Annotated in this window: 21 protein-coding genes and 1 other annotated feature; of the genes, 5 read left to right on the top strand and 16 right to left on the bottom strand. The window is 66.5% G+C overall.

Going from position 1 to position 21,453, the window contains the following annotated elements:
• Positions 1-19: 19 nt before the first annotated feature.
• The 4 genes from folK to hda are packed head-to-tail and all read right to left on the bottom strand — an operon-like array spanning position 20 to position 3,469.
• On the bottom strand, positions 20-538 hold the full coding sequence (folK, locus tag ALIDE2_RS17420) for a 2-amino-4-hydroxy-6-hydroxymethyldihydropteridine diphosphokinase (RefSeq protein WP_013722763.1): 519 nt from the start codon (positions 536-538) through the stop codon (positions 20-22).
• Positions 535-2,103: a polynucleotide adenylyltransferase PcnB gene (gene pcnB / locus ALIDE2_RS17425; RefSeq protein ID WP_013518282.1), complete on the bottom strand. Its 1,569-nt coding sequence runs from the start codon at positions 2,101-2,103 to the stop codon at positions 535-537. The genes folK and pcnB overlap by 4 nt, the downstream gene beginning before the upstream one ends.
• Positions 2,100-2,774 (bottom strand): histidinol-phosphatase, encoded by a 675-nt coding sequence (locus ALIDE2_RS17430; RefSeq protein WP_013518281.1) that lies wholly within the window; start codon positions 2,772-2,774, stop codon positions 2,100-2,102. The genes pcnB and ALIDE2_RS17430 overlap by 4 nt, the downstream gene beginning before the upstream one ends.
• Positions 2,771-3,469 (bottom strand): DnaA regulatory inactivator Hda, encoded by a 699-nt coding sequence (gene hda / locus ALIDE2_RS17435; protein WP_041701069.1) that lies wholly within the window; start codon positions 3,467-3,469, stop codon positions 2,771-2,773. Before hda ends, ALIDE2_RS17430 begins: the two co-directional genes overlap by 4 nt.
• A gap of 331 nt (positions 3,470-3,800) precedes the next feature.
• Between hda and ALIDE2_RS17440 the strand changes: the two genes are divergently transcribed.
• The 4 genes from ALIDE2_RS17440 to ALIDE2_RS17455 all read left to right on the top strand — a co-directional run bounded on the left by ALIDE2_RS17440 (position 3,801) and on the right by ALIDE2_RS17455 (position 8,687).
• On the top strand, positions 3,801-5,753 hold the full coding sequence (locus tag ALIDE2_RS17440) for a gamma-glutamyltransferase family protein (RefSeq protein ID WP_013518279.1): 1,953 nt from the start codon (positions 3,801-3,803) through the stop codon (positions 5,751-5,753).
• Positions 5,754-5,909: 156 nt separating this feature from the next.
• Positions 5,910-6,950: a phosphoribosylformylglycinamidine cyclo-ligase gene (gene purM, locus ALIDE2_RS17445; RefSeq protein WP_013722764.1), complete on the top strand. Its 1,041-nt coding sequence runs from the start codon at positions 5,910-5,912 to the stop codon at positions 6,948-6,950.
• Positions 6,951-6,974: 24 nt separating this feature from the next.
• Entirely contained in the window at positions 6,975-8,060 is a 1,086-nt protein-coding gene (locus ALIDE2_RS17450; protein WP_013518277.1) for an AI-2E family transporter, read from the top strand.
• Positions 8,061-8,291: 231 nt separating this feature from the next.
• Complete coding sequence (locus ALIDE2_RS17455; protein ID WP_013518276.1) at positions 8,292-8,687, top strand: universal stress protein; 396 nt, start codon at positions 8,292-8,294, stop codon at positions 8,685-8,687.
• 1 nt (position 8,688) lies between these two features.
• On the opposite strand, the gene ALIDE2_RS17460 is transcribed toward ALIDE2_RS17455, so the two are convergent.
• Both ALIDE2_RS17460 and murJ read right to left on the bottom strand, forming a co-directional pair.
• Positions 8,689-9,537 carry a SirB1 family protein gene (locus ALIDE2_RS17460; protein WP_013518275.1) on the bottom strand — a complete coding sequence of 283 codons (849 nt, stop codon included), beginning with the start codon at positions 9,535-9,537 and terminating at the stop codon, positions 8,689-8,691.
• 16 nt (positions 9,538-9,553) lie between these two features.
• Positions 9,554-11,119 (bottom strand): murein biosynthesis integral membrane protein MurJ, encoded by a 1,566-nt coding sequence (gene murJ / locus ALIDE2_RS17465; protein WP_013518274.1) that lies wholly within the window; start codon positions 11,117-11,119, stop codon positions 9,554-9,556.
• Between the two features lie 104 nt (positions 11,120-11,223).
• Between murJ and rpsT the strand changes: the two genes are divergently transcribed.
• Positions 11,224-11,523 (top strand): 30S ribosomal protein S20, encoded by a 300-nt coding sequence (gene rpsT / locus ALIDE2_RS17470; protein WP_013518273.1) that lies wholly within the window; start codon positions 11,224-11,226, stop codon positions 11,521-11,523.
• Between the two features lie 214 nt (positions 11,524-11,737).
• Here the strand turns inward: rpsT and ALIDE2_RS24635 are convergent, their stop codons facing one another.
• The 10 genes from ALIDE2_RS24635 to istA form a co-directional block, all read right to left on the bottom strand.
• Positions 11,738-12,418, bottom strand: coding sequence for a M48 family metallopeptidase (locus ALIDE2_RS24635; protein WP_013722765.1), 681 nt, complete (start codon positions 12,416-12,418; stop codon positions 11,738-11,740).
• Between the two features lie 20 nt (positions 12,419-12,438).
• Positions 12,439-12,711 carry a hypothetical protein gene (locus tag ALIDE2_RS17480; protein WP_013722766.1) on the bottom strand — a complete coding sequence of 91 codons (273 nt, stop codon included), beginning with the start codon at positions 12,709-12,711 and terminating at the stop codon, positions 12,439-12,441.
• Between the two features lie 9 nt (positions 12,712-12,720).
• Positions 12,721-14,235, bottom strand: a complete 1,515-nt coding sequence (gene tnpC / locus ALIDE2_RS17485; RefSeq protein WP_013516299.1) for an IS66 family transposase — start codon at positions 14,233-14,235, stop codon at positions 12,721-12,723.
• An 82-nt stretch (positions 14,236-14,317) separates the two neighbouring features.
• Positions 14,318-14,650, bottom strand: coding sequence for an IS66 family insertion sequence element accessory protein TnpB (gene tnpB / locus ALIDE2_RS17490; RefSeq protein WP_013516300.1), 333 nt, complete (start codon positions 14,648-14,650; stop codon positions 14,318-14,320).
• Positions 14,647-15,075: an IS66-like element accessory protein TnpA gene (tnpA, locus tag ALIDE2_RS17495; RefSeq protein ID WP_013516301.1), complete on the bottom strand. Its 429-nt coding sequence runs from the start codon at positions 15,073-15,075 to the stop codon at positions 14,647-14,649. The genes tnpB and tnpA overlap by 4 nt, the downstream gene beginning before the upstream one ends.
• Before the next feature lie 214 nt (positions 15,076-15,289).
• Positions 15,290-16,524 (bottom strand): IS3 family transposase gene (locus tag ALIDE2_RS17500; protein WP_085945337.1). Its coding sequence is split into 2 segments (ribosomal slippage): positions 15,290-16,236 and positions 16,236-16,524, totalling 1,236 coding nucleotides; the frame shifts between segments, so codons are not numbered across the junction.
• Positions 16,130-16,246, bottom strand: a sequence feature (AL1L pseudoknot). Its footprint overlaps the gene before it by 117 nt.
• A gap of 47 nt (positions 16,525-16,571) precedes the next feature.
• Positions 16,572-16,850, bottom strand: coding sequence for a Bug family tripartite tricarboxylate transporter substrate binding protein (locus tag ALIDE2_RS24640; RefSeq protein WP_238530044.1), 279 nt, complete (start codon positions 16,848-16,850; stop codon positions 16,572-16,574).
• Positions 16,851-16,888: 38 nt separating this feature from the next.
• Positions 16,889-17,962 carry a porin gene (locus tag ALIDE2_RS17510; RefSeq protein WP_013722767.1) on the bottom strand — a complete coding sequence of 358 codons (1,074 nt, stop codon included), beginning with the start codon at positions 17,960-17,962 and terminating at the stop codon, positions 16,889-16,891.
• Positions 17,963-18,998: 1,036 nt separating this feature from the next.
• Positions 18,999-19,802 (bottom strand): IS21-like element ISThsp10 family helper ATPase IstB, encoded by an 804-nt coding sequence (gene istB, locus ALIDE2_RS17515; protein ID WP_005800888.1) that lies wholly within the window; start codon positions 19,800-19,802, stop codon positions 18,999-19,001.
• Positions 19,792-21,318, bottom strand: coding sequence for an IS21 family transposase (istA, locus tag ALIDE2_RS17520; RefSeq protein WP_013721393.1), 1,527 nt, complete (start codon positions 21,316-21,318; stop codon positions 19,792-19,794). The genes istB and istA overlap by 11 nt, the downstream gene beginning before the upstream one ends.
• Positions 21,319-21,453: the final 135 nt, after the last annotated feature.

The raw sequence follows: 21,453 nt of genomic DNA on the forward strand, positions 1-21,453 counted from the left end.
TTACGCCCGCTCGAAGCGCTCAATCCTTCCAGTCGGCCGGCGCATCCACGCGTTCGATGCGCTGCGCCGCCACTGCCTGCAACCGTGCGGGGGCCACCCAGCCGGGCCGCAGCTCGGCCAGCGGCAGCAGCACGAAGGCACGCTCCCACATGCGCGGGTGGGGCACGGTGAGCTCGGCGCCGCCGAGGCGCTGCTCGCCGTAGAGCAGCAAGTCCAGGTCCAGCGTGCGGGGCGCGTTGCGGTAGGGGCGCTCGCGGCCGGCGGCCTGTTCGATGGCCTGCAGCGCGTGCAGCAGGCGCAGCGGGGCCAGGCAGGTGCGCAGCTCGGCCACGGCGTTGAGGTAGTCGGGTCCGCCCGCAGCCACGGGCGCGCTGCGGTACAGCGAGGAGACCCGCAGCACCCGGGTGTCCGGCAGCGCCCCCATGGCCCGCACGGCGCCGCGCAGGGCGGCGCGCGCATCGCCCAGGTTGGCACCCAGGCCGATCCATGCGGTCACGGCCGCGCCGTCGGCCTCCCCGGTGGCCGGGGCGGGGCTCACGCGTCGCCGGCCGCGGACGCCGGGCCGCCGTTGGCGCCGCCGGCCGGGCTCTTGCGGCGACGGCGGCGGCGCTTTTTAGGCGCCGCGGCGTCGGCGGGGGCGGCCTCCTCCTCGGACGGCGCATCGGCCACGGCCTCGGCCGCCCTGGGTGCGCGCCGTGCGGCGGGCTGAGCCTTGCGCTGGCGCACGCGCTGTTCCTCGCGCACCTGATCGATCATGTCCTCGCGGCGCGCGTCGTCGGCCAGCGAGAACTCCTGCCACCATTCGGCCAGCCCTTCCTCGACCTCGCCCACGTCGGCGCGCAGGCGCAGGAAGTCGAAGCCGGCGCGAAAGCGTATGTGGGCGATCATGCTGAAGGGCGTGCTGCCCGAGCGCTTCTCGAAGCGCGGCTGCATGACCCAGATCTCGCGCATGTCGGCCGCCAGCTTGCCGCGGCCGGACACGTCGCCGATGCGCTTGTCGAACACGTCGTCGATCGCTTCCTGCAGCGCCGGGAAGGCGTGCTGCTGCGCGGCGAGGCGCTGCTCCCAGCCGGCCTTCACGTCCTGCCACAGCACGCAGGCCAGCAGGAAGCTGGGCGCCACGGTCTTGCCCTCGCCCACGCGGCGGTCGGTGTCGGCCAGCGCGGCCTGCACGAAGGGCTGGTCCGCGCGGCCCACCACCACGTCCAGCAGCGGGTAGATGCCCTTCTCCAGCCCCAGGCCCCTGAGCTGCGCGACGGAGGCCAGCGCATGGCCGGTCTGCAGCAGCTTGAGCATCTCGTCGAACAGGCGGCTTTGCGGCACCTCCTGCAGCAGCGGCTCGCAGGCCAGCAGGGGCTTGGCCGTCTTGGGCTCCAGCGCGAAGCCCAGCGGGCTAAGCTTGGCGGCGAAGCGCACCGCGCGGATGATGCGCACCGGGTCCTCGCGGTAGCGCGTGGCCGGATCGCCGATCATGCGCAGCACGCGGCGCTTGGCGTCCTCTATGCCCTTGTGGAAATCCACCACGACCTGCGTCTCGGGGTCGTAGTACATGGCGTTGACGGTGAAGTCGCGCCGCGTGGCGTCCTCATCCTGCGGGCCCCAGACGTTGTCGCGCAGCACGCGGCCGCTGGCGTCCACGGCGTGCTGCATGCCGGAAAGCTGCGCCTTGCTGGTCTTCTCGTTGCCGCTGACCTGCTCGGCGGCGGCGTTGTCCATGTAGGCACGGAAGGTGGAGACCTCGATCACCTCGTGCTCGCGCCCGCGGCCGTGCACCACGTGCACGATGCGAAAGCGCTTGCCGATGATGAAGGCGCGCCGGAACAGGCCCTTGACCTGCTCGGGCGTGGCGTTGGTGGCCACGTCGAAGTCCTTTGGCTTGAGGCCCAGCAGCAGGTCGCGCACGGCGCCGCCGACGATGTAGGCCTCGTAGCCCGCCTGCTTGAGCGTGCGCACCACGTCGGTGGCGCGGCGGTCCACGAGTTCGGGGTCGATGCCGTGCACCGAGGCGGGCACCTCTTCGCGCTTGCCGAAGCGGCGCCTGGCGCCTCGGCCCGCGCCGGCGGCGCCCTTGCCCAGCAGTTTGTCGATGAAGGTCTTGATCATTGTTGTGAGGGAAACAGGTCCAGGATGGGCCAGCCGCGCTCCCGGGCCAGCACCCGCAGGCGCGGGTCGGGGTTGGTGGCGACGGGGTGGTCCACCTTTTCGAGCAGGGGCACGTCGTTCATGGAGTCGCTGTAGAAGGTGCTGTCCACGTCCTGCCACCGCAGGCCGCGCTCGGCCAGCCATTGTTCCATGCGGCGCACCTTGCCCTCGCGCATGGTGGGCACGCCGCGTATGCCGCCGGTGATCCAGCCGTCTGCGCCGCGTTCGAGCTCCAGGGCCAGCAGCTGCTGCACGCCCAGGGCCTGGGCGATGGGGCGCGTGATGAACTCGTTGGTAGCCGTGATGATGACGATCTCGTCGCCCGCGTCGCGGTGGCGCTGCAGCAGCGCACGCGCCTCGTCGTGGATGGCCGGCGCGATCACGTCGCGCATGAACTGCGCGTGCGCCCGGGCCGCGGCCTGCGCGCCACGCTGGCGCACGGCCTCGGTGGCGAAGCGCACGTAGTCGTGTACATCCAGCCGGCCCGCCACGTAGTCGTCGTAGAAAGCCTTGTTGCGCCGGCCGAACTCCTCACGGTCGGTCCAGCCGATGCGGATGGTGAACTCGCCCCACTCGTAGTCGGAATCGAGCGGCAGCAGCGTGTGGTCGAGGTCGAACAGGGCCAGTCTCATTCGGTCTCCAGCATGGTCTTGAGCAGCGGGATGGTGATGGCCCGCTGGGTGCGCAGCGCGAAGCTGTCGAGCCGGTCCAGCAGCTGCACGAGGCTGCCCAGGTCGCGCGAGAAGCGCTTGAGCATGTAGTCCATCACCTCGTCGCCCAGGAATACGCCGCGCGCGTCGGCCTCCTGGCGCAGCACGGCGCGGCGGGCCGGCTCGTCGAGCAGGTGCAGCTGGAACACATGGCCCCAGCCCAGGCGGCTGCGCAGGTCGTCGCGCAGCGGCAGGTCGGCCGGCGGCAGGTCGCCGGCGGCCAGCACCCAGCGCGGCGCGCCCGTTGCCGGGCTGGTGGCGTTGACGAACCAGTTGAACGCCGCCGCCTGCTGCCCGGTGGAGTACAGGTGCACCTCGTCAAGCAGCACGGCGGCCCAGTCCTCGTCGAACGCGGGCGGGTTCTCGGTGGAGGCCTGCATCCACCCCACGCGCACGCCTTGCGTGCGCAGGGCCTCCTGCACGGCCTTGAGCAGATGCGTCTTGCCGCTGCCCGCCTCGCCCCACAGGTACACGGGCAGGCAGGAGCGCAGCGCGCCGCCGCTGGCGCCCTCGACCGCCAGGCGCAGATGCTGCAGCGCGGCCTCGTTGGGGCCGGCGAAGAAGCGCGCCAGGGTCGGTACGGGCGCCAGGCCGATGTCCAGCGCCAACTGCCGCATGGGGCTCATGGCAGCCCCCGGTCGATGGCGCTGGCGGTGAATGTGGGCATGTGCGGAAAGTGCGGCATTTGAAAGCGACGCCTGCGGCACGCAGCAGCAGCAGGGTGCAAAACGGAGCGTAAACGGCTGATTTTAGTCGGCGCCTGCGCGGCGTGCCGGCATGCCGGCCAACCGCGCCCCCGCAGCCGCCTGCCCGCCCCGGGAAGACCCCGAGGGTATCTACCAGCGACCGCACCCCGCGCCCATGGCTAAGCTTTCTGGCTCGAACGATGGTGGCGCCGGGCGCACCTCCGACGCCGTGGGAACGGTTTGGCAACAGACGAGGTGACCTATGCGTAAACGGATGCTCTGGATCATGGCGCCGCTGGCGGCAGCGGCTTTCCTGGCAAGCTGCGGCGGCGGCCACGGCCAACTCCCCGTCGTAGACAACGACCCCGACAGCTGCACGGTACGCAGCAGCGGCGGCGCCCCCATCGTCGTCGGATCGGGCGTGAGCGGCGACCCGGCCGCGCCGGAGAACGCCTCCGGCTACCGGCTGGGCCTGACGGCGAAATACTCCAGCAAATACATGGTGGTGGCCAACACGCCCCTGGCGACCAAGGCCGGCTGCGACGTCCTCAAGGCCGGAGGCTCGGCCGTCGATGCCGCGGTGGCCATGCAAGCCGTGCTGGGGCTGGTGGAGCCGCAGTCGAGCACGATCGCCGGCAGCGCGTTCATGATGTACTACGACGCCAAGGCCAGGAAAGTCACGGCCTACGACGGGCGCGAAGCCGCACCCGCCGCCGCCACGGGCTACTACCTCTCGCGGCAGGACCAGGGCGACCCCGGCTCGTCCGCGCCCGTGCCGTCGGCGCGGCGCAGCGGCCGCTCCATCGGCGTGCCCGGCGTGATGCGCATGCTGGACATGGCGCACAAGGAACACGGCATGCTCGCCTGGAGCGGCCTGTTCGACTACGGCATCAAGCTCTCGACCGATGGCTTCCAGATCCCGGGCCGCCTGGGCGCTGCCATCGCCAGCAATGCCGGCAACCTGGCGCTGGACGCCAACGCCATGGCCACGTACTTCCACGCCGACGGATCGCCGCGCACCACGGGCGAGACCATGACCAACCTGCCCTACGCCAAAACCCTCAAGACCCTAGCCACGCAGGGCGCGGATGCGCTCTACACCGGCGACCTGGCCAAGGCCATCGTCGCCAAGGCCGCGCAGTCCGTGGGCGACGACGGCGCCAAGACCCCGATCACCCCCAGCCTGATGACGCTGGCCGACCTGGCCGGCTATAAGGCCAAGAAGCGCGACCCGGTGTGCGCCAGCTACCGCAGCGCCTACTACGTCTGCACCATGGCGCCGCCATCGTCCGGCGGCATCGCGATCGCGCAGTCGCTGGGCATCCTGGGCCAGTTCAACCTGGCGCAGTACGGGCTCGCGAACCCGGCCAACGAAGGCGGCGTGCCCAGCGTGATGGGCGTGCACCTGGTCTCCGAGGCCGAGCGGCTGGCCTATGCCGACCGCGACAAGTACGTGGCCGACACCGACTTCGTGCCGCTGCCGGCCCAGGGCCTGTCCTCGCTGCTGAGCCCCGACTACCTCAGGCAGCGGGCCAGCCTGATCAGTCCCGACAGGAGCATGGGTACGGCCGCCGCGGGCGACTTCGGCCCCGTGCCCCAGGGTGTGGACAAGACGGTGGAGCACGGCACCACGCACTTCTCGGTGGTCGATGCCTATGGCAACGTGGTCTCCATGACGACGACGGTGGAGTCGAGCATGGGCTCCTTCCACATGGTGGAGGGCTTTCTGCTGACCAACCAGCTGACGGACTTCTCCGCCAGCCCCGTGGACGGCAGCGGCCAGCCCGTGGCCAACCGCGTGGCGCCCGGTAAGCGCCCGCGCAGCACCATGGCCCCCACGCTGGTCTTCAAGGGCAGCGCCCCGGGCGACTTCGTCATGGCCACCGGCTCGCCCGGCGGCGGCGCCATCATCCAGTACGTGATGAAGACCGTGGTGGGCGCGCTCGACTGGGGCCTGGACGCCCAGCAGGCCACCTCGCTGGTGAACTTCGGCGCGACCAACAGCCCCACCACGGGCGTGGACGGATCCAACACCACGCTCGACCTGGCGGCGCTGGTCGATGGCCTCAAGGCCAAGGGCCACACCGTCTCCACCTCTGCCCAGTCCAGCGGCGTGGCGACCATCATGCGCGTGACCAAGAACGGCCGGACCCTGCTGGAAGGCGGCGCCGACCCCCGACGCGAAGGCATCGTGCTGGGCGACGGGTCGCTCTGAACCCGCCCCGACGCCCCACTGCCAGGCCCTGCCCCCCGCGGCAGGGCTTTTTGCTGGTAGCCGGCCGCGCCGGGGGGCATTCTCCGCGCCCCAGGCCGCCCGCGCCCCTAAAATTGCCGGTCCGCGGGCCGACCTGCCAACCCTATCCTGAATCCCATGAGCTCCTCCGCCACCCCTCCCATTTCGTACAAAGACGCCGGCGTCGACATCGACGCGGGCGACGCGCTGGTCGAGCGCATCAAGCCGCTGGCCAAGAAGACCCTGCGCGAAGGCGTGATGGCCGGCATCGGCGGCTTTGGCGCGCTGTTCGAGGTGCCCAAGCGCTACCTGGAGCCCGTGCTGGTCTCCGGCACCGACGGCGTGGGCACCAAGCTCAAGCTGGCCTTCGAGTGGAACATGCACGACACCGTGGGCATCGACCTGGTGGCCATGAGCGTCAACGACGTGCTGGTGCAGGGCGCCGAGCCGCTGTTCTTCCTGGACTACTTCGCCTGCGGCAAGCTCGACGTGGACACCGCGGCCGCGGTCGTCGGAGGCATCGCCAAGGGCTGCGAGCTGTCGGGCTGCGCGCTGATCGGCGGCGAGACGGCCGAGATGCCCGGCATGTACCCGGCGGGCGAGTACGACCTGGCCGGCTTCGCGGTGGGCGCGGTCGAGAAAAGCAGGATCCTGACCGGCAAGGACGTGGCCGCGGGCGACGTCGTGCTGGGCCTGGCGTCGAGCGGCGTGCATTCCAACGGCTTCAGCCTGGTGCGCAAGTGCATCGAGCGCGCGGGCGCCGATCTTCCCGCCACGCTGGACGGCAAGCCGTTCAGGCAGGCCGTCATGGAACCTACCCGCCTGTACGTGAAGAACGTGCTCGCCGCTCTGCAGCAGCACCCGATCAAGGCCCTGGCGCACATCACCGGCGGCGGCCTGCTGGAGAACATTCCGCGCGTGCTGCCCGAGGGCACGGCCGCGCGCTTGAAGGCCGGCAGTTGGCCCAGGACCGAGCTGTTCGCCTGGCTGCAGAAGACCGCCGGCATCGACGACATCGAGATGAACCGCACCTTCAACAACGGCATCGGCATGGTCGTCGTAGTGCCCGCCGCCGCCGCCGAGGCCACGGCCGCCACGCTACGCGCGCTGGGCGAGGCCGTGTACGCCATCGGCACCATCGCCGAGCGCGGCACGGGCCCGGCCGTCGTCGTGGGCTGATCCGCCGACGCAGCAGCAGCAACGATGCCATCGGAACTGCCGCCACAAGGTTCCCCCGAGTCACCGCCAGCGCACAGGCAGGCATGGGCGCCGGCGACCCGCGGCGTGGTGATTGCCAGCTATCTGCTGATGGCCGGCACGCTGCTGCTCGTGATGCTGCGCGGCCTGCTGCCGGGCCTGCTGTGCGTATGCCTGGGCTTCCTGCTCACGCGCTGGCTGGCACCGCGCCTGGTCCGGCTGCGCCGCCTGGGCCCGCGGGGCCGGGGGTTTTCGCACAGCGGCCAGAGCATGGCCGCCGCCCTGGTGATGCTCTCGCCCCTGCTGCTGCTGGCGCTGGCGCTGTCGCACTCGCGCACCTACATCGTCGATGCGCCGCAGCAATACCGCGAGCTGCTGGACTACCTGGCGCGCACGGTACTGGAGCTGCGCCTGAAGCTGCCGCCCGACATCGCCGCCCAGCTGCCCGCGGGCACGGCCGAGATCCAGCACGTCATCGCCTCCTATCTGGCCGCCAAGGCCGGGGCCCTGGCCATGGCCGGCCGCGCCTGGCTCACGGGCCTGCTCTATGCCTACGTGGGCCTGCTCATCGGCGCACTGGCCGCGGTGCGCGGCACGGGCACCAGGCGCGGGCCTCTCACGCAGCAGCTGGTGCTGCGCGTCGCCCGCATGGGCGAGGCCTTCCGCCAGATCGTGGCGGCGCAATTCTGGATAGCCGCCTTCAACACCCTGCTCACCGCCCTGTTCCTGCTGGTGGTGCTGCCCCTGTGGGATCTGGGGCTGCCCTACACGCCGGCGCTGATCACGCTGACCTTCCTGGCCGGCCTGGTGCCCATCGTGGGCAATCTGCTGTGCAACGCGGTGATCACGCTGGTGGGGCTGTCGGTGTCGCCGATCGCCGCCGTGGCCTGCCTGGCCTTCCTGATCCTGATCCACAAGGCCGAATACGTGATCAACGCCAAGGTGGTGGGCAAGCGCACCCACATGGGCGTGTGGGAGCTGCTGTCCGTGATGTTCGTGACCGAGGCGGTATTCGGCCCCGCCGGACTGGTGGCGGCGCCGCTGTTCTACGCCTACCTCAAGAAGGAATTGAAGGCGGCGCGCCTGGTGTAGCCCTGCGCCCAGCGCCCTGCCCTTTTCGCTCCTGATTCAAGAGCTGCAAGCGCTTGCCAGGCAGGCGCTTGACGCGTTTTTCATTGGAATTTTCCAGCAAGCCAGCGCGCCGCGCGATTTATTTCCGGAGCGCGACGCAGGCACTCGCCAACGCAGGGGTGGTTGGGCTATTCTGCCGGCTGGCGCCATTGCGCCGGACACACCGTCAACACCACACAAGGAAGACACTGCATGACCATTCTCGTCGCCTACGTTCCTCGCCCCGAAGGCCGTGCCGCTCTGGACAAGGGAATCGAAATCGCCACCCGGCGCAATGAACGCCTGGTCGTCGTCAACGCCGGCCCGGGCGGACGCCAGGACGACCCCAACATCGTCAACGGCTACGAGGTCGAGCGTGTCGAGGAGCGTCTGGCCACGCTGCCCATCGAAGCGGAGTTCAAGCAGTTCGTGCGCGGCAAGAGCACGATCGAGGAAATCGAAGAGATGGTCTCGGCACTGCAGGTCTCCGTGCTCGTGATCGGCCTGCGCAAGCGCTCGCCCGTGGGCAAGCTGCTGCTGGGCAGCATGGCGCAGGAGATCCTGCTCAACGTGGCCTGCCCGGTGCTGGCCGTCAAGGCAACGTCCTGATTCAGGAGCCGCGCAGCGCCTTCACGCGCAGCGCGATGGCCTGCGCATCGCCGGCATCCGCGGCATGCGCCAGATAGCGCTCCAGGTCCTGCACGGCCAGCCGCGCGTCGCCCAGCGCGGCATGCGCCAGGCCGCGGTCGCGCCACTCGCCCCAGGCATCGGGCAGCAGCGTGACGAGCCTGTCCTGCACGGCCAACTGGCGCCGCCAGTCCTGCCGAGCGCCGTGGATCTCCTTGAGGTTGCGCAGCATGCGCGCCAGCACGTCGCGCGCGGGCGCGGCCTGCAGGTACAGGCCCAGCGGCACCTCCTCCTGCGCGGCGCCCTGGCGCAGCCGGAAGGGCTCCAGGCGTTCGCTAAGCGCCTCGCGCGAGAGCACATGCCCCGTCATCGGATCGAGCACCACCTGCCCGGCCGGCATCAGCACCTTGACCAGGAAATGCCCGGGGAACGACACCCCCTGCGCCTTGAGGCCCGCCCCCTGGGCCAGTTCCAGCCACAGCAGGGCCAGCGAGATCGGGATACCGCGCCGCGTGCGCAGCACCATGTGCAGGTAGCTGTTGTCCGGCGCGTAGTAGTCGTTGAGGTTGCCGCCGAAGCCCAGCTCGCCATAGAAGAACCTGTTGAGCGCATTGAGCCGCCGCAGGGGCGCGGCGCCTGCGGGCATGCGGCGCTGCAACCGCGCCTGCAGCCTGTCCATGTCGTCCAGGAACTGCTGCACGTCGACGTCCGGGTATTCGACATGCGCGATGCAGGCGGCGGCCTCGAGCAGCGCGATGCCCTCCTCCTGCCCCCCCTGCACCAGCGCGGCGAAATATTCCAGCGGCGTGGGGACGGAGTAACTCAGCGGCATCGCCAATGCCCGGCGCCTACCGGCGCAGCAGATCGCGCAGCTTGAGCCCGCAGGCCCACAGCGCGCCGAAATAGAGGAGGGCTGACGCACACAGCAGCAGCGCCAGCAAGCCGGCGCGCTGCACGCTGTGCGCACGCAGCGCCAGCCAGTCGAAATGCAGCGACGCCCAGGCCAGGAACACGGCCAGCAGCGCGCTGGCCCCCACCACCTGCAGCGCCAGCCTGCCCCAGCCGGGCCGGGGCCGGAAGCTGCCGCGGCGCACCAGCCCGGCGAGCAGCCACAGCGCATTGATGAGCGCGCCCAGGCCTATCGACAGCGCCAGGCCCGCGTGCGCCAGCAGCGGCACCAGCGCCACGTTCATGGCCTGGGTGGCGACCAGCACCACGATGGCGATGCGCACGGGCGTGCGTATGTCCTGGCTGGCGTAGTAGCCGGGCGCCAGCACCTTGATGGCCACCAGGCCCAGCAGGCCCACGCCATAGCCCGCCAGGGCCACGGCGATCTGGCCCACGTCGCCGTCGTGCAGCGCGCCGTGGTGGAACAGCGTGGCCACCAGCGGCGTGGCGAAGGTCAGCAGGCCCACGGCGCAGGGCACGGCCAGCAGCACCACGATGCGCAGGCCCCAGTCCAGCATGGCGGAGTAGCGCTCGGCATCGCCGGCCGCCCTGGCCGCCGCCAGCTGCGGCGTGAGCACCACGCCCAGCGCCACGCCCAGCAGGGCGGTGGGGAACTCCATGAGCCGGTCGGCATAGAACAGCCAGGTCACACTGCCCGGCACCAGATAGGACGCGATCTGGGTGTTGATCATGAGCGAGACCTGCGCCACGCCCACGCCCAGCAGCGCCGGCGCCATCAGCGTGAGAATGCGGCGCACGCCCTCGTCCTGCCAGGCGCTGCGCACCCTGCCCCACGTCATGCCGATGCGCGGCAGCAGCCCCAGGCGGTAGAGCACGGGCAGTTGCACCGCCAGCTGCAGCACGCCGCCGGCCATCACGCCGCCCACCATGGCATAGATGGGCTCGATGCCGCGCCGCTCCAGCTGCGGCGCCCCGAGCCAGGCCGCCGCGATCATGCACAGGTTCAGCAGCACGGGCGTGGCCGCCGGCACGGCAAAGCGCCGCCAGGTATTGAGCACGCCGGCCGACAGCGCCACCAGCGACATGAAGCCGATGTAGGGGAACATCCAGCGCGTCATGAACACGGCGGCGTCGAACCCCTCGGCCGTCTGGCGCAGCCCGCTGGCCAGGGCCCACACCAGCACGGGAGCCCCCACCGCGCCCAGCACGCAGGTCAGCAGCAGCACCCAGAAAAGCGCCGTGGCCACGGCGTCCACCAGGCCGCGCGTGGCCTCCTCGCCATGGCGCGCCTTGTGCGCCGCGAGCACCGGCACGAAGGCCTGGCTGAAGGCTCCCTCGGCGAACAGGCGGCGAAACAGGTTGGGGATGCGAAAGGCGACGTTGAACGCGTCGGTGAGAACGTTGGCCCCGAAGATCGAGGCCATGAGCAGGTCGCGCACCAGGCCCGTCACACGCGAGGCCAGGGTCAGGAGCGATACGGTGGAGGCGGCTTTGAACAGAGACACCCGCGCGAGTGTATGCGTTTGGCGCAGCCCTGGCCTTGAAACGAGGCGTGAACTATAATGGCCGGCTTTGCTGACAACATCCTCAGACACAAGGAACACATACCATGGCATCTGGAAAGCCGAAGAAAAAGAACCCCCGCCTGGCATCGGGCCGCAAGCGCGCCCGCCAAGGACTCAAGCTGAACGCAGCCAACACCTCGCTGCGCTCGAAGTACCGCACCGCCGTCAAGAACGTCGAGAAGGCCGTCCTGGCCGGCGACAAGACCAAGGCGACCGAACTGTTCGCCAAGGCCCAGTCCGTGCTGGACACCATCGCCGACAAGGGCATCTTCCACAAGAACAAGGCCGCTCGCGACAAGAGCCGCCTGTCCGCCAAGGTGAAAGCCCTGGCACTCGCCGCCTGACCTTTTCAGGCAACAGCCCGGGCGGCCCCGCCGCCCGCCGTTTGCAACGGGTGCGCTGTCAGCAAAGCAGAAAAACCGCCTTCGGGCGGTTTTTTTGTTTTGCGCGGGTGTTAATACGCAGATGACCAAAAACCAATAAAAACAACAACTTATGATGTTTTTTGGGGCTACAGAAAGAAAATTAGGCGCCTGCCCTTGATACTGAGCGGACGACCTACAGAACCATCTCGGCCCCGTGGGCAGTAAGCCATTCGGCATGCCTGGCCCAGTCCGGCATTTCAGCCTCTACCACCCGCCAGAATTGGGGAGAGTGATTTTTGTGGCGCAGGTGAGCGAGTTCGTGGACTACCAAATAGCGGAGTACCTCCACTGGGGCTGCCATGGCTTTCCAGTTGAAATTCAGGTTTCCCTTGTCTGAGCAAGAGCCCCAGCGGAGTCCAAGTTCTTGGACCCGCACCGTTCCAGGCGAAAGACCCATGCTCCGGGCATGCTGCTGAACAAGCTCGGGAAGCTTCATCAAGCCCTCTGCGCGGAAGTAGCTCTTGAGCAGCTCCTCGGCCCGCGGCTTGTCGTCCGTTCGCATGACGAGAAGGTCTCCCTCTTTATGCACCCCTCGACTTGCCTCCGTTCGAAAGTCCAAGCGATGAGGCTGCCCGAGTAGATACACCGACTCCCCCGAAACAAACTCACGACCAGGCTGCAGGGGGTTCAGGGCAGCCCATCGGGCCTGTGCTCTATAAATCCACTTCCGCTTAGCGTCAACCACGGCCTTGATGCGCTCAAGTGCTTCCGTCAGGGGGGCTCGAACAAGCACAGAGCCATCTCGCTCAACATAGAGCCCGATGGTTTTGCGGTTCGAGCGCTCAACAGTGAAAGAAATCGGCGTTTCCTGCATGGCCCCGATTGTCCGCCGTCTTACGGAGCCAGCAGGTCGTTGGTGCGTGCTTTGGCTAGCATGACGAGGTCTCGCGCCCAAGGCTCCGCGTTGGCGAGTGCGATATCGACACCTGTGTACAAAAGCCTGTTGGTCACCTCACCTTGTAACCCACTCACTTTTACCGCGTTGTTCCAGAACCCAGGCGCCTGGAGCTCTTCGATAAAAAGAGGGACCAAGTCGTTGCAGAGGGACTTGAGGTTGGCTGTTTGTAAGCGCACGGCAAACCCATGTTGACCGCCGCTGGCGGCCATGGCTGATGATCAGATATCGATGGGTTGCCAGCGATGCGGCAGCAGTTCTTCAATCCGGCTGGCCTTGTGCGTGGGCAGCCGGGTCAGCACATCCTTGAGATAGGCATATGGGTCGTGCCCGTTCATGCGCGCTGACTGGATCAGGCTCATCACGGCGGCCGCCCGCTGGCCCGCGCGCAAGCTGCCGGCGAACAACCAGTTCGAGCGCCCCAGGGCCACAGGCCTGATCTGGTTTTCGATCCAATTGTTGTCCGGCGGCAGCTGCGGGTCATCGACGAAGCGCGTGAGCGCTGCCCAGCGCTTGAGGCTGTAGTCCAGCGCCTTGGCCGTCGCCGAGTTGCCCGCCACCTGCTGGCGTTGCAGCACCATCCACTGGTGCAACGCGTCCAGAATGGGCCGACTGTGCTGCTGGCGCACCTGCAACCGCTCTGGTGCCGCCAGGGGCTGAACTTGCCGTTCGATCTCATAGACCCGGGCGAACTGCATCAGGGCCAATTCGGCGATCTGGCTCTTGCCCGCTGCGTGCAGGTCGAAGAACTTGCGCCGGGCGTGTGCCAGGCAACCGGCTTCGGTCACGCCCTGGCTAAAGCTGGCCTTGTAGCCGGCATAGTCGTCACAGATCAGGCTGCCGCGCCAGTCCCCCAGAAAGGCGCGGGCGTGTTCTCCGGCGCGGGACTCGCAGAAGTCATAGACCACGGCCCGCGTGGCTTCAAACGCTCCCGGGGCATAGGCCCACAGGTAGGCCCGGTGCGTTTTACCGCTGCCCGGCTTGAGCATGGCCACCGGGGTCTCATCACCGTGCAACACCCGGTGGCCGAGCACCTCGGCCTTCAGGGCATCGACCAGCGGTTGCAGCCGCGCACCGCAGGTGCCTACCCACTGCGCCAGGGTGGATCTTGGAATCGCCAGGCCGGCGCGACCAAAGATGTTCTCCTGCCGGTACAAGGGCTGGTGATCCTGGTACTTGGCCACCAGCACTTGGGCCAGCAGGCCGGCAGTCGGGATGCCTTTATCGATCACATGGGCCTCGACCGGCGCCTGGGTGATAGTTTCGCACTGGGTGCACGCCCACTTGCCACGGATGTAGCGCTCCACGGTAAACACGCCGGGCACGTAGTCCAGCTTCTCGGCCACGTCTTCGCCGATGCGCTGCATCCGGCAGCCACAGGCGCAGGTGGTCGACTCAGGCTCGTGGCGGATTTCGCGGCGCGGCAGGTGGGCCGGCAGCGGCTGGCGTTTGGGCTGTTGCTTGGCTTCGGGCGCAGCCGCAGGCGGCTGGAGTTGCTCAATCTCGACAGCGACCGCCGCCAGGTCGGCATCGATCTCGTCTTCCAGCAGGCTCTTCTGATCGGCGCTGTGCCGCTCGGATTGGGCGGCGAACTTCAGCCGCTTGAGCAGCGCGCACTCATAGGTGAGCTTCTCGTTGAGCGCGCGCTGGTGACGCAGTTCGGCCAGCAGGCGCTGGGTCACTTCGCGCAGTTGCTCTGCGTCCAGTTCGCTCAGGGCTTGCTCGTCGATCACCATGGCTGGCAGTGTGCCCGCTCACCCTGGGTCCAGCCATTGACGCATCTCCCGATTGCCACGGCCACGCCCTTGCGCCGACGATTCAGACCACGCTGATGGCACCTTGCGAGCCCACACGCTGCCAGGGCAGGCCCAGCACCAGGGCGTTGAGCTGGGCGTGTTCCAACGCCACGTTCGGACTGCCCGCAGGTGCCCAGACAAACTTGCCCTGGTGCAGCCGGCGCGCGGCCAGCCACAGCCCCACACCGTCATGTACCAGGACCTTCAGGCGATTGGCTCTCTGGTTGGCGAAGACGTAGGCATGGTGCGGGTGGGCCGCGCCGAAGGTGGCGATCACCCGCGCCAGGGCCGTGTCCGTGCCCGCGCGCATGTCCAGCGGGGTGGTGGCCAGCCAGGCCTCATCGATACGGATCACCGCAACAACTCCCGCAGCATCTGGGCGCACTCGGCGGCGCCAGACAAGGGCCAGTGCACGGTCACGGACATGCCGGGGCGCTGGCATTCGATGCGGATGCCGTCCGCTGGCGTTGGCAAGGACGCGGATGGCAGCTCACCAGCAGACGCCGGCGGTACTGCGCTCAGGTCGATGGGGATAAAGGCCGGGGGTGGGGAAGCAACGACTGCAGTGCTGACGCCAGCTTCAAGACGGTGAAATCCCTGCGCCCATTCCTTGAGCCAGCGGTGTAGCACGTTGGCGTTCATGCCATGTTGCAGGGCCACCGCCGCGACCGATGCGCCTGGCTGTCGGCAGGCAGCCACCAGCTCGGCCTTGAATTGCGGGGTGTAGGTGCGGTGCGTGCGCCGCTGCGCATAGCGCGGGGTCTGAGGGTCTTTGAGCATCGTGTCCACGCCAATGTTGCGTGCACACGATCTTGCTCAGCCTTACCACCTCATTCAAGATGGGTTCGCCAGCCGCATACGGCTGTTTCCGCTGCGGTCAGCTTGGTTCCATCGGGAACTTTTACGACAAGCGCGCGGTAAAAGGGCGATGCTTTCGCGGTAACCCCGTCTTCGGCCGACTGAACCGCCCCGGCTTTCAAGGAGGCCGATTGGTTTAAGTTGACACCTCTGTCGAGGTGTCGCTGACGGCGAGTTGCCTCCAGTAGTTTGCCTCAGCTTCTGCCGGAGGGATGCCCCCAATCGGCGTGAGCAGTCGGACGTGATTGAACCAGTGCACCCACTGCAGGGTGGCCAGCTCCACGGATTCCCTGGTCTTCCAGGGTCCCCGGCGGTGAATCAGCTCGGCCTTGTACAGCCCGTTGATGGTCTCGGCCAGTGCGTTGTCGTAGCTGTCACCCCGGCTGCCCACTGATGGCTGGATACCCGCCTGGTCCAAGCGTTCGGTGTAGCGTATGGAAACGTATTGACTGCCCCTGTCGGAATGGTGCGTCAAGGCATGGGCTGCTGGCTGGCGGTCATACAGCGCCTGCTCCAGCGCATCCAGCACGAAGTCCGTTTGCATGCTGCGGCTGACCCGCCAGCCCACGATGCGCCGGGCGTACACGTCCACCACGAAGGCCACGTACAACCAGCCCTGCCAGGTGGAGACGTAGGTGAAGTCCGACACCCACAGCTCGTTGGGCCGGCTGGCCTTGAATTGCCGGTTGACGTGGTCCAGCGGGCACGGTGCCGATGTGTCCGGCGTGGTGGTGCGCACTGTCTTGCCACGGCGTGCTCCTTGCAAGCCCATGGCACGCATCAGGCGCTCGACCGTGCAGCGCGCCACTGCGATGCCCTCGCGGTTCATCTGCAGCCAGACCTTATCGGCCCCGTAGACCTGCCAGTTGGCGTGCCACACGCGCTGGATGTCGGCTTTCAAACCCTCGTCACGCTGGACGCGTTGACTGCGCAGTTGCGGGTTGCGTTGCCGGGCTGCGTGGCGCCAGTAACACGACGGGGCCATCTGCAGCACCCGGCAGATGGGCTCGACCCCGTAGTCATCACGGTGGCGGTCGATGTAGTTCTTCAAGACTTCAATCGGCGGTCGAGCTCCGCCTGCGCGAAAAACGCGCTGGCCGTCTTCAGGATGTCGTTGGCCCGGCGCAGCTCTTTGACCTCACGCTCCAGTTCCTTGATGCGCTGGGCGTCTGCCGTGGTGGTGCCGGGGCGCTGGCCGCTGTCGACCTCGGCCTTCTTGACCCAGTCATTCAAGGTCTGCGGCACGCAGCCAATCTTGGGCGCAATCGATTCAATGGCTGCCCACAGCGACGGGTAGTCGGCTCGGTGCTCCTGCACCATGCGAACGGCGCGCTCGCGGACTTCCGGGGAGAACTTCGGTGACTTGTTCATGGCTCCATCTTCTCAAGAGTTGGTGCCTCCTCGAAATCCGGGGCTGTTCAGTCAGGAGCAGCCTTCGCCGCTTGACCTGTGCCAACTATGCCGCCTGCGCCAACTTTGTTGTCGATGATTACTGGTTGCCCCAGCCGAGTGGAGAGCTTTTCGCCCAACAGTCGCATGGCCACATCCGAAGAGTTTCCCGGAGGAAAGGGAACAATAATTTTGATGGGGCGCTCCGGCCATTCGGCGCGCGCGGCTAAAGGCAAAGCCAGGATGAGCATTGCGGCTGCGCCGCACAGAAATCGCTTCATATTGAACACCGTTTCAGAAAAAGGCACCGGGTCGACGCCCGGTGCAAACCTTGGAGACGAAAATTTCAGAAAGCGTGGCGGATGCCCAGATCGACGCCGGAAGAGGACTGATTAGCTCCGGTAATCGATCCGTTGAGGGCGACTGTGGCGCCACCGCTGTTGCGTACACGCGCGTAGCTGCCGTAGATTGCGGTGCGCTTCGAGAGGTTGTGCACATACCCCAGAGAGAGCTTTTTGGTTTCCGGTTGCGCCGCCGCAGTGGTTCCATACTGGGACCACATCGCTTTGACCTCGCCCGCCCCGACACGCCAGACCCCGGCGATGTTCCCGCCCCGTCCCGTGAAAGCCGCAGCTGTGTCCACTTTGTCGCGGACGTATTGGCCCATCACGCTGAAGACGCTGAAGTCGTAGCGTGCACCGATGGTGGTGGAGGTAATGTCGCCGAGTGTGGCGGTACTTGCGTAACTCGTTCGGGCCTGCGTCAGAGACACGTCGAACGGGCCGCCATTCCACCCTAGGCGAACGCCGCCGCCATTGCCATCGTTCTTGGTGGCGCCCGCATTGCTTGCGTTTTCGCCCAAGTGGTACTCAACCAATCCATAGATGCCGCCCAGATTGCTAGGCAAGTGGTAGGCGATCTGGTTCGACACTCGATTGATCCCGGTCGTCGGTGCCCCCAGAAACGTCTGTGAAGCACCCACGCCGTTGTTGCCAAAGGGGTCGTAGATGTAGCGGTAGTAATGAGCGGAGTAGTCCCGGCCAAGGCGCAATTCGCCCAAGCTGCTGGTCAGGCTCACCGTGGAGCGACGGGCGAACGTCAAGCCCTGGGTGCCGCCCAAGGTCGCAGGAGTTCCGCTAGGTTGATTGTTCGTGCTTGTTGGGCCTCCGGCGCCAGTATCGACGAGCACAGCAGCCTCTAACCAGAACGATGCGGACATCCCGCCGCCGAGGTCTTCGACACCGCGAAATCCCAGCCGCGAGGATGAATTGGCGCCTGAGCCGAGTTGCGTACGATCCGCGACGCTACCCGAGCCACGCTGCAAAGCTGCATCGATAATGCCGAACAGCGTGACCGACGATTGGGCGCTTGCAAGGCCAGAGATGGCCAGCAGCGCTGACGATAGGGCGATTTTTTTCATGAGTTGCTCCGTTAAAATGTTCTTCATGTGCTGCTCTGATAAGAGGTCTCGGGTTCGCGCTCCAAATCGGCGGGTTTCGAGCGCTCGCTTCAGGTGCATGGTGTCGATGGCGCGGCCGTCTCCCTTCCATGCCGATGCGAAAGGTCGGCGGAATTTGAGGACCGTCACGAAGGGTGTGGTTTTCGGATGGCTACTCGATAAGATTTCCTTTCATATGCGGCGAGGGCGCTTCAATAGACTCTCAGCTTTAGCGCCTGCCGCGCACAGTCGGGCGTCCTATCGAATATGTTGTCAACCCTCCGTTTGCTACTCTCAAGGCGCCATCGCAAAATTACTTATGAAACTGCCTGATACGCAATTGTTCGGTGCAGCAGCAAACTAAACAAATCAATTGAGTGGGCTGATCTATAAGTCAATTTGATGGCACGTTGGAGCGTCGTTGCTTCGCCCCCGGAGAGGCGTGACACTCCTTCCTGCTTTGCTGAGAACCCGGGCTCGACGTGGTGGCGTCGCATCACCGGGCGGCCGCGGTGCAGGTGATGATCAGATTGCGATTGCGAGCTGAATGCTCAGTTTTTCGGGCATACCGGCCCTCACGCTGCAGCAAAGGGAGGTTTGAGCGCCTCTGCCTTCGTTGTAGCGCAGCCAGCGGCGCGAAGGCGCCCCGTCTATGGACGTCCTAATAGCACGCCCCGACCGGCTTGTGATCGAAGGCGAGAATCAACTGCCGGAGGTGCTGCGGCAATACGTCAGAAATCCCATGATCTGCACCGATTGCTTCGGGCGTTTGCCAAGCGAAGTTGCTCGGGCTATGGCGACCTCTTCATACTATTGCTCGCTCTTTGATGCCCCGGAGATCTCAACAAGCCGCTTCCATTTTGCAGACTCTGATTGGACGAAGTTTGCAAGACGTTCTTGAGGCAGGTCCATAGGAACTAGGCCCAGTTCAATCAAGCGCTTACGTGTTGATTTCCACGCAAAGCTGACCCACCATTTCCATCGAATCTTGACCCACCCTGGTTCGTGAGCTTCACGCTCACGTTGTGGATAAGTTCTTGGTCGCCTTCTCCTTCTTGGTGGTCTGTGGTGGTTGCTGTGCGGAGCTATTCTTGAACCGGTAGCTGTCATTGCCGGTCTCAAGAATATGGCAGTGATGCGTGAGCCGGTCCAGCAGCGCCGTGGTCATCTTGGCATCTCCGAACACATTGGCCCACTCGCTAAAGCTCAGGTTGGTGGTGATCACGACGCTCGTGCGCTCGTACAGCTTGGACAGCAGGTGGAACAGCAAGGCTCCTCCTGACGTGCTGAATGGCAGGTAGCCCAGTTCATCCAGGATCACCAGATCGGCATAGGCTAGGCGGTGCGCGATCTGCCCCGGCTTGCCCTGGGCCTTCTCCTCTTCCAGTGCATTGACCAGCTCCACCGTGGAGAAGAACCGCACCCTGCGGTGATGGTGCTCAATGGCTTGCACCCCGAGGGCTGTGGCGATGTGGGTCTTGCCCGTACCCGGTCCACCCACCAGCACCACGTTGTTGGCGTTCTCCAAGAATTCGCAGCGGTGCAACTGGCGTACCAATGCCTCGTTCACCTCGCTGTGGCTGAAGTCAAACCCAGCCAGGTCCCGGTACGCAGGGAACCTGGCCACCTTGAGTTGGTAGGCCACAGAGCGCACCTCCCGCTCGGCGGTCTCGGCCTTGAGCAGTTGGGACAGGATGGGCTGCGCTGCGTCGAAGGCCGGCGCACCTTGCTCAGCCAGTTCCGCAACCGCCTGGGCCATGCCGTGCATCTTGAGCTCGCGCAGCATGATCACGATGGAAGCGATGGCAGGGTCATGACGCATAGCGCACCTCCCTCAATTGGTCATAGCGCAGCACGTTGGCCTGGGGTTCCACAGACAGCTTGAGGGCCTGGGGCGAGGTGACCGGTGCTGGGGCGGGCTTACCGTCCAGCAGGCGGTGCAGCACGTTCAGGATGTGGGTCTTGCTGGCAGCCCCTGACTCCAGTGCCAACTCCACTGCAGCGAGCACAGCTTGTTCATCGTGGTGCAGCACCAGAGCCAGAACCTCCACCATCTCTCGGTCGCCGCCTGGCTGCTTCAAGAGGGCGGCCTGCAGGCGCTTGAAGGCTGCTGGCAGTTCCAGGAATGGAGCACCATTGCGCAAGGCCCCGGGCTTGCGCTGCAGCACTGCCAGGTAGTGGCGCCAGTCGTACACGGTCTGTCCCGCACCATGGTGGTTACGCTCGATCAGGCGCTGATGCTCGCACACGATCTGGCCTTCGGCGGCGACCACCAGGCGATCGGCGTAGACCCGCAGGCTCACCGGCCGATTGGCATAAGGCGCCGGCACGCTGTAGCGGTTGCGCTCGAAGTGGACGAGGCAGGTGGGTGAGACGCGTTTGGTGTGCTCCACAAAGCCATCGAAGGGCCGGGGCATTGGCATCAAGTCGTTCTTCTCCTCGGTCCAGATGTCCGCGACGGTGCCCGGCAGCTTGCCGTGCTCGATCTCGTGCCACAGCGCCACGCAGCGCTCTTCAAGCCATGCATTGAGATCGGGCAGGCTTGGGAATGGCGGCACTACCTGCCACAGGCGATGGCGGGCATCGCGCACGTTCTTCTCCACCTGGCCCTTCTCCCAGCCCGAAGCAGGATTGCAGAACTCGGCCTCGAACAGGAAGTGGCTGACCATGGCCGCAAAGCGCGCATTGACGTCGCGCTCCTTGCCACGGCGCACCCGGTCTACGGCGGTGCGCATGTTGTCGTAGATGCCACGGCGGGGCACACCGCCCAGGACTGCGAATGCATGGTTGTGGGCATCGAACAGCATCTCGTGCGTTTGCAGCGGATAGGCGCGCAGGTAGAACGCTCGGCTGTGGCTGAGCTTGAAGTGGGCTACCTGCAGCTTGGTGCGCACGCCGGCGAGAACAGCCCAGTCCTCGCTCCAGTCGAACTGGAAGGCCTCACCCGGACCGAAGGCCAGGGGAACGAAGGTGCCGCGGCCAGTGGTCTGCTGGGCCACAAGGCGCTGCTCGTGCCAGAGGCGGGCAAAGGCCGCTACGCGGTTGTAGGAGCCGCCATAACCGAGCGCCTGCAGATCCACGTACATCTGCTTGACGGTGCGGCGCTGCTTGCGGGATCGGCCAGCTTCCGTCTTGAGCCAGCCAGCGAGCTTCAAGGCGAAGGGATCGAGCTTGGATGGACTGACCCGCTTGGCATAGTGCGGCTCGGCCTCGCCTACGCGCAGGTACTTGCGGATGGTGTTGCGCGAGAGGCCCGTGCGGCGGGCTATCTCCCGGATGGACAGCTGCTCTCGCAGGGCCCAGCGCCTGATGACACTCAGTGTTGCCACGTCTATCACTCCTGGTCTCCTGCTGCTCAGCAAAGCAGCAGGTTAGGGTTAGTACGTGGGTCAGGTTTGGATGGAAATCCCGGGGGTTAGTGGGTCACTTCTGCGTGGAAATCAACAGCGACCCCCTGGAAGTGGATATGGGTG

It is taken from the genome of Alicycliphilus denitrificans K601, from assembly GCF_000204645.1.
Classification (GTDB): Bacteria; Pseudomonadota; Gammaproteobacteria; order Burkholderiales; family Burkholderiaceae_C; genus Alicycliphilus; species Alicycliphilus denitrificans.

Bases quoted from the DNA above. Each gene is read 5' to 3' on its own strand.
- pcnB (WP_013518282.1), bottom strand. From the start codon at position 2,103: ATGATCAAGACCTTCATCGACAAACTGCTGGGCAAGGGCGCCGCCGGC.
- ALIDE2_RS17430 (WP_013518281.1), bottom strand. From the start codon at position 2,774: ATGAGACTGGCCCTGTTCGACCTCGACCACACGCTGCTGCCGCTCGAT.
- hda (WP_041701069.1), bottom strand. From the start codon at position 3,469: ATGCGGCAGTTGGCGCTGGACATCGGCCTGGCGCCCGTACCGACCCTG.
- ALIDE2_RS17440 (WP_013518279.1), top strand. From the start codon at position 3,801: ATGCGTAAACGGATGCTCTGGATCATGGCGCCGCTGGCGGCAGCGGCT.
- purM (WP_013722764.1), top strand. From the start codon at position 5,910: ATGAGCTCCTCCGCCACCCCTCCCATTTCGTACAAAGACGCCGGCGTC.
- ALIDE2_RS17450 (WP_013518277.1), top strand. From the start codon at position 6,975: ATGCCATCGGAACTGCCGCCACAAGGTTCCCCCGAGTCACCGCCAGCG.
- ALIDE2_RS17455 (WP_013518276.1), top strand. From the start codon at position 8,292: ATGACCATTCTCGTCGCCTACGTTCCTCGCCCCGAAGGCCGTGCCGCT.
- ALIDE2_RS17460 (WP_013518275.1), bottom strand. From the start codon at position 9,537: ATGCCGCTGAGTTACTCCGTCCCCACGCCGCTGGAATATTTCGCCGCG.
- rpsT (WP_013518273.1), top strand. From the start codon at position 11,224: ATGGCATCTGGAAAGCCGAAGAAAAAGAACCCCCGCCTGGCATCGGGC.
- ALIDE2_RS24635 (WP_013722765.1), bottom strand. From the start codon at position 12,418: ATGCAGGAAACGCCGATTTCTTTCACTGTTGAGCGCTCGAACCGCAAA.
- ALIDE2_RS17480 (WP_013722766.1), bottom strand. From the start codon at position 12,711: ATGGCCGCCAGCGGCGGTCAACATGGGTTTGCCGTGCGCTTACAAACA.
- tnpC (WP_013516299.1), bottom strand. From the start codon at position 14,235: ATGGTGATCGACGAGCAAGCCCTGAGCGAACTGGACGCAGAGCAACTG.
- tnpA (WP_013516301.1), bottom strand. From the start codon at position 15,075: ATGCTCAAAGACCCTCAGACCCCGCGCTATGCGCAGCGGCGCACGCAC.
- ALIDE2_RS17510 (WP_013722767.1), bottom strand. From the start codon at position 17,962: ATGAAAAAAATCGCCCTATCGTCAGCGCTGCTGGCCATCTCTGGCCTT.
- istB (WP_005800888.1), bottom strand. From the start codon at position 19,802: ATGCGTCATGACCCTGCCATCGCTTCCATCGTGATCATGCTGCGCGAG.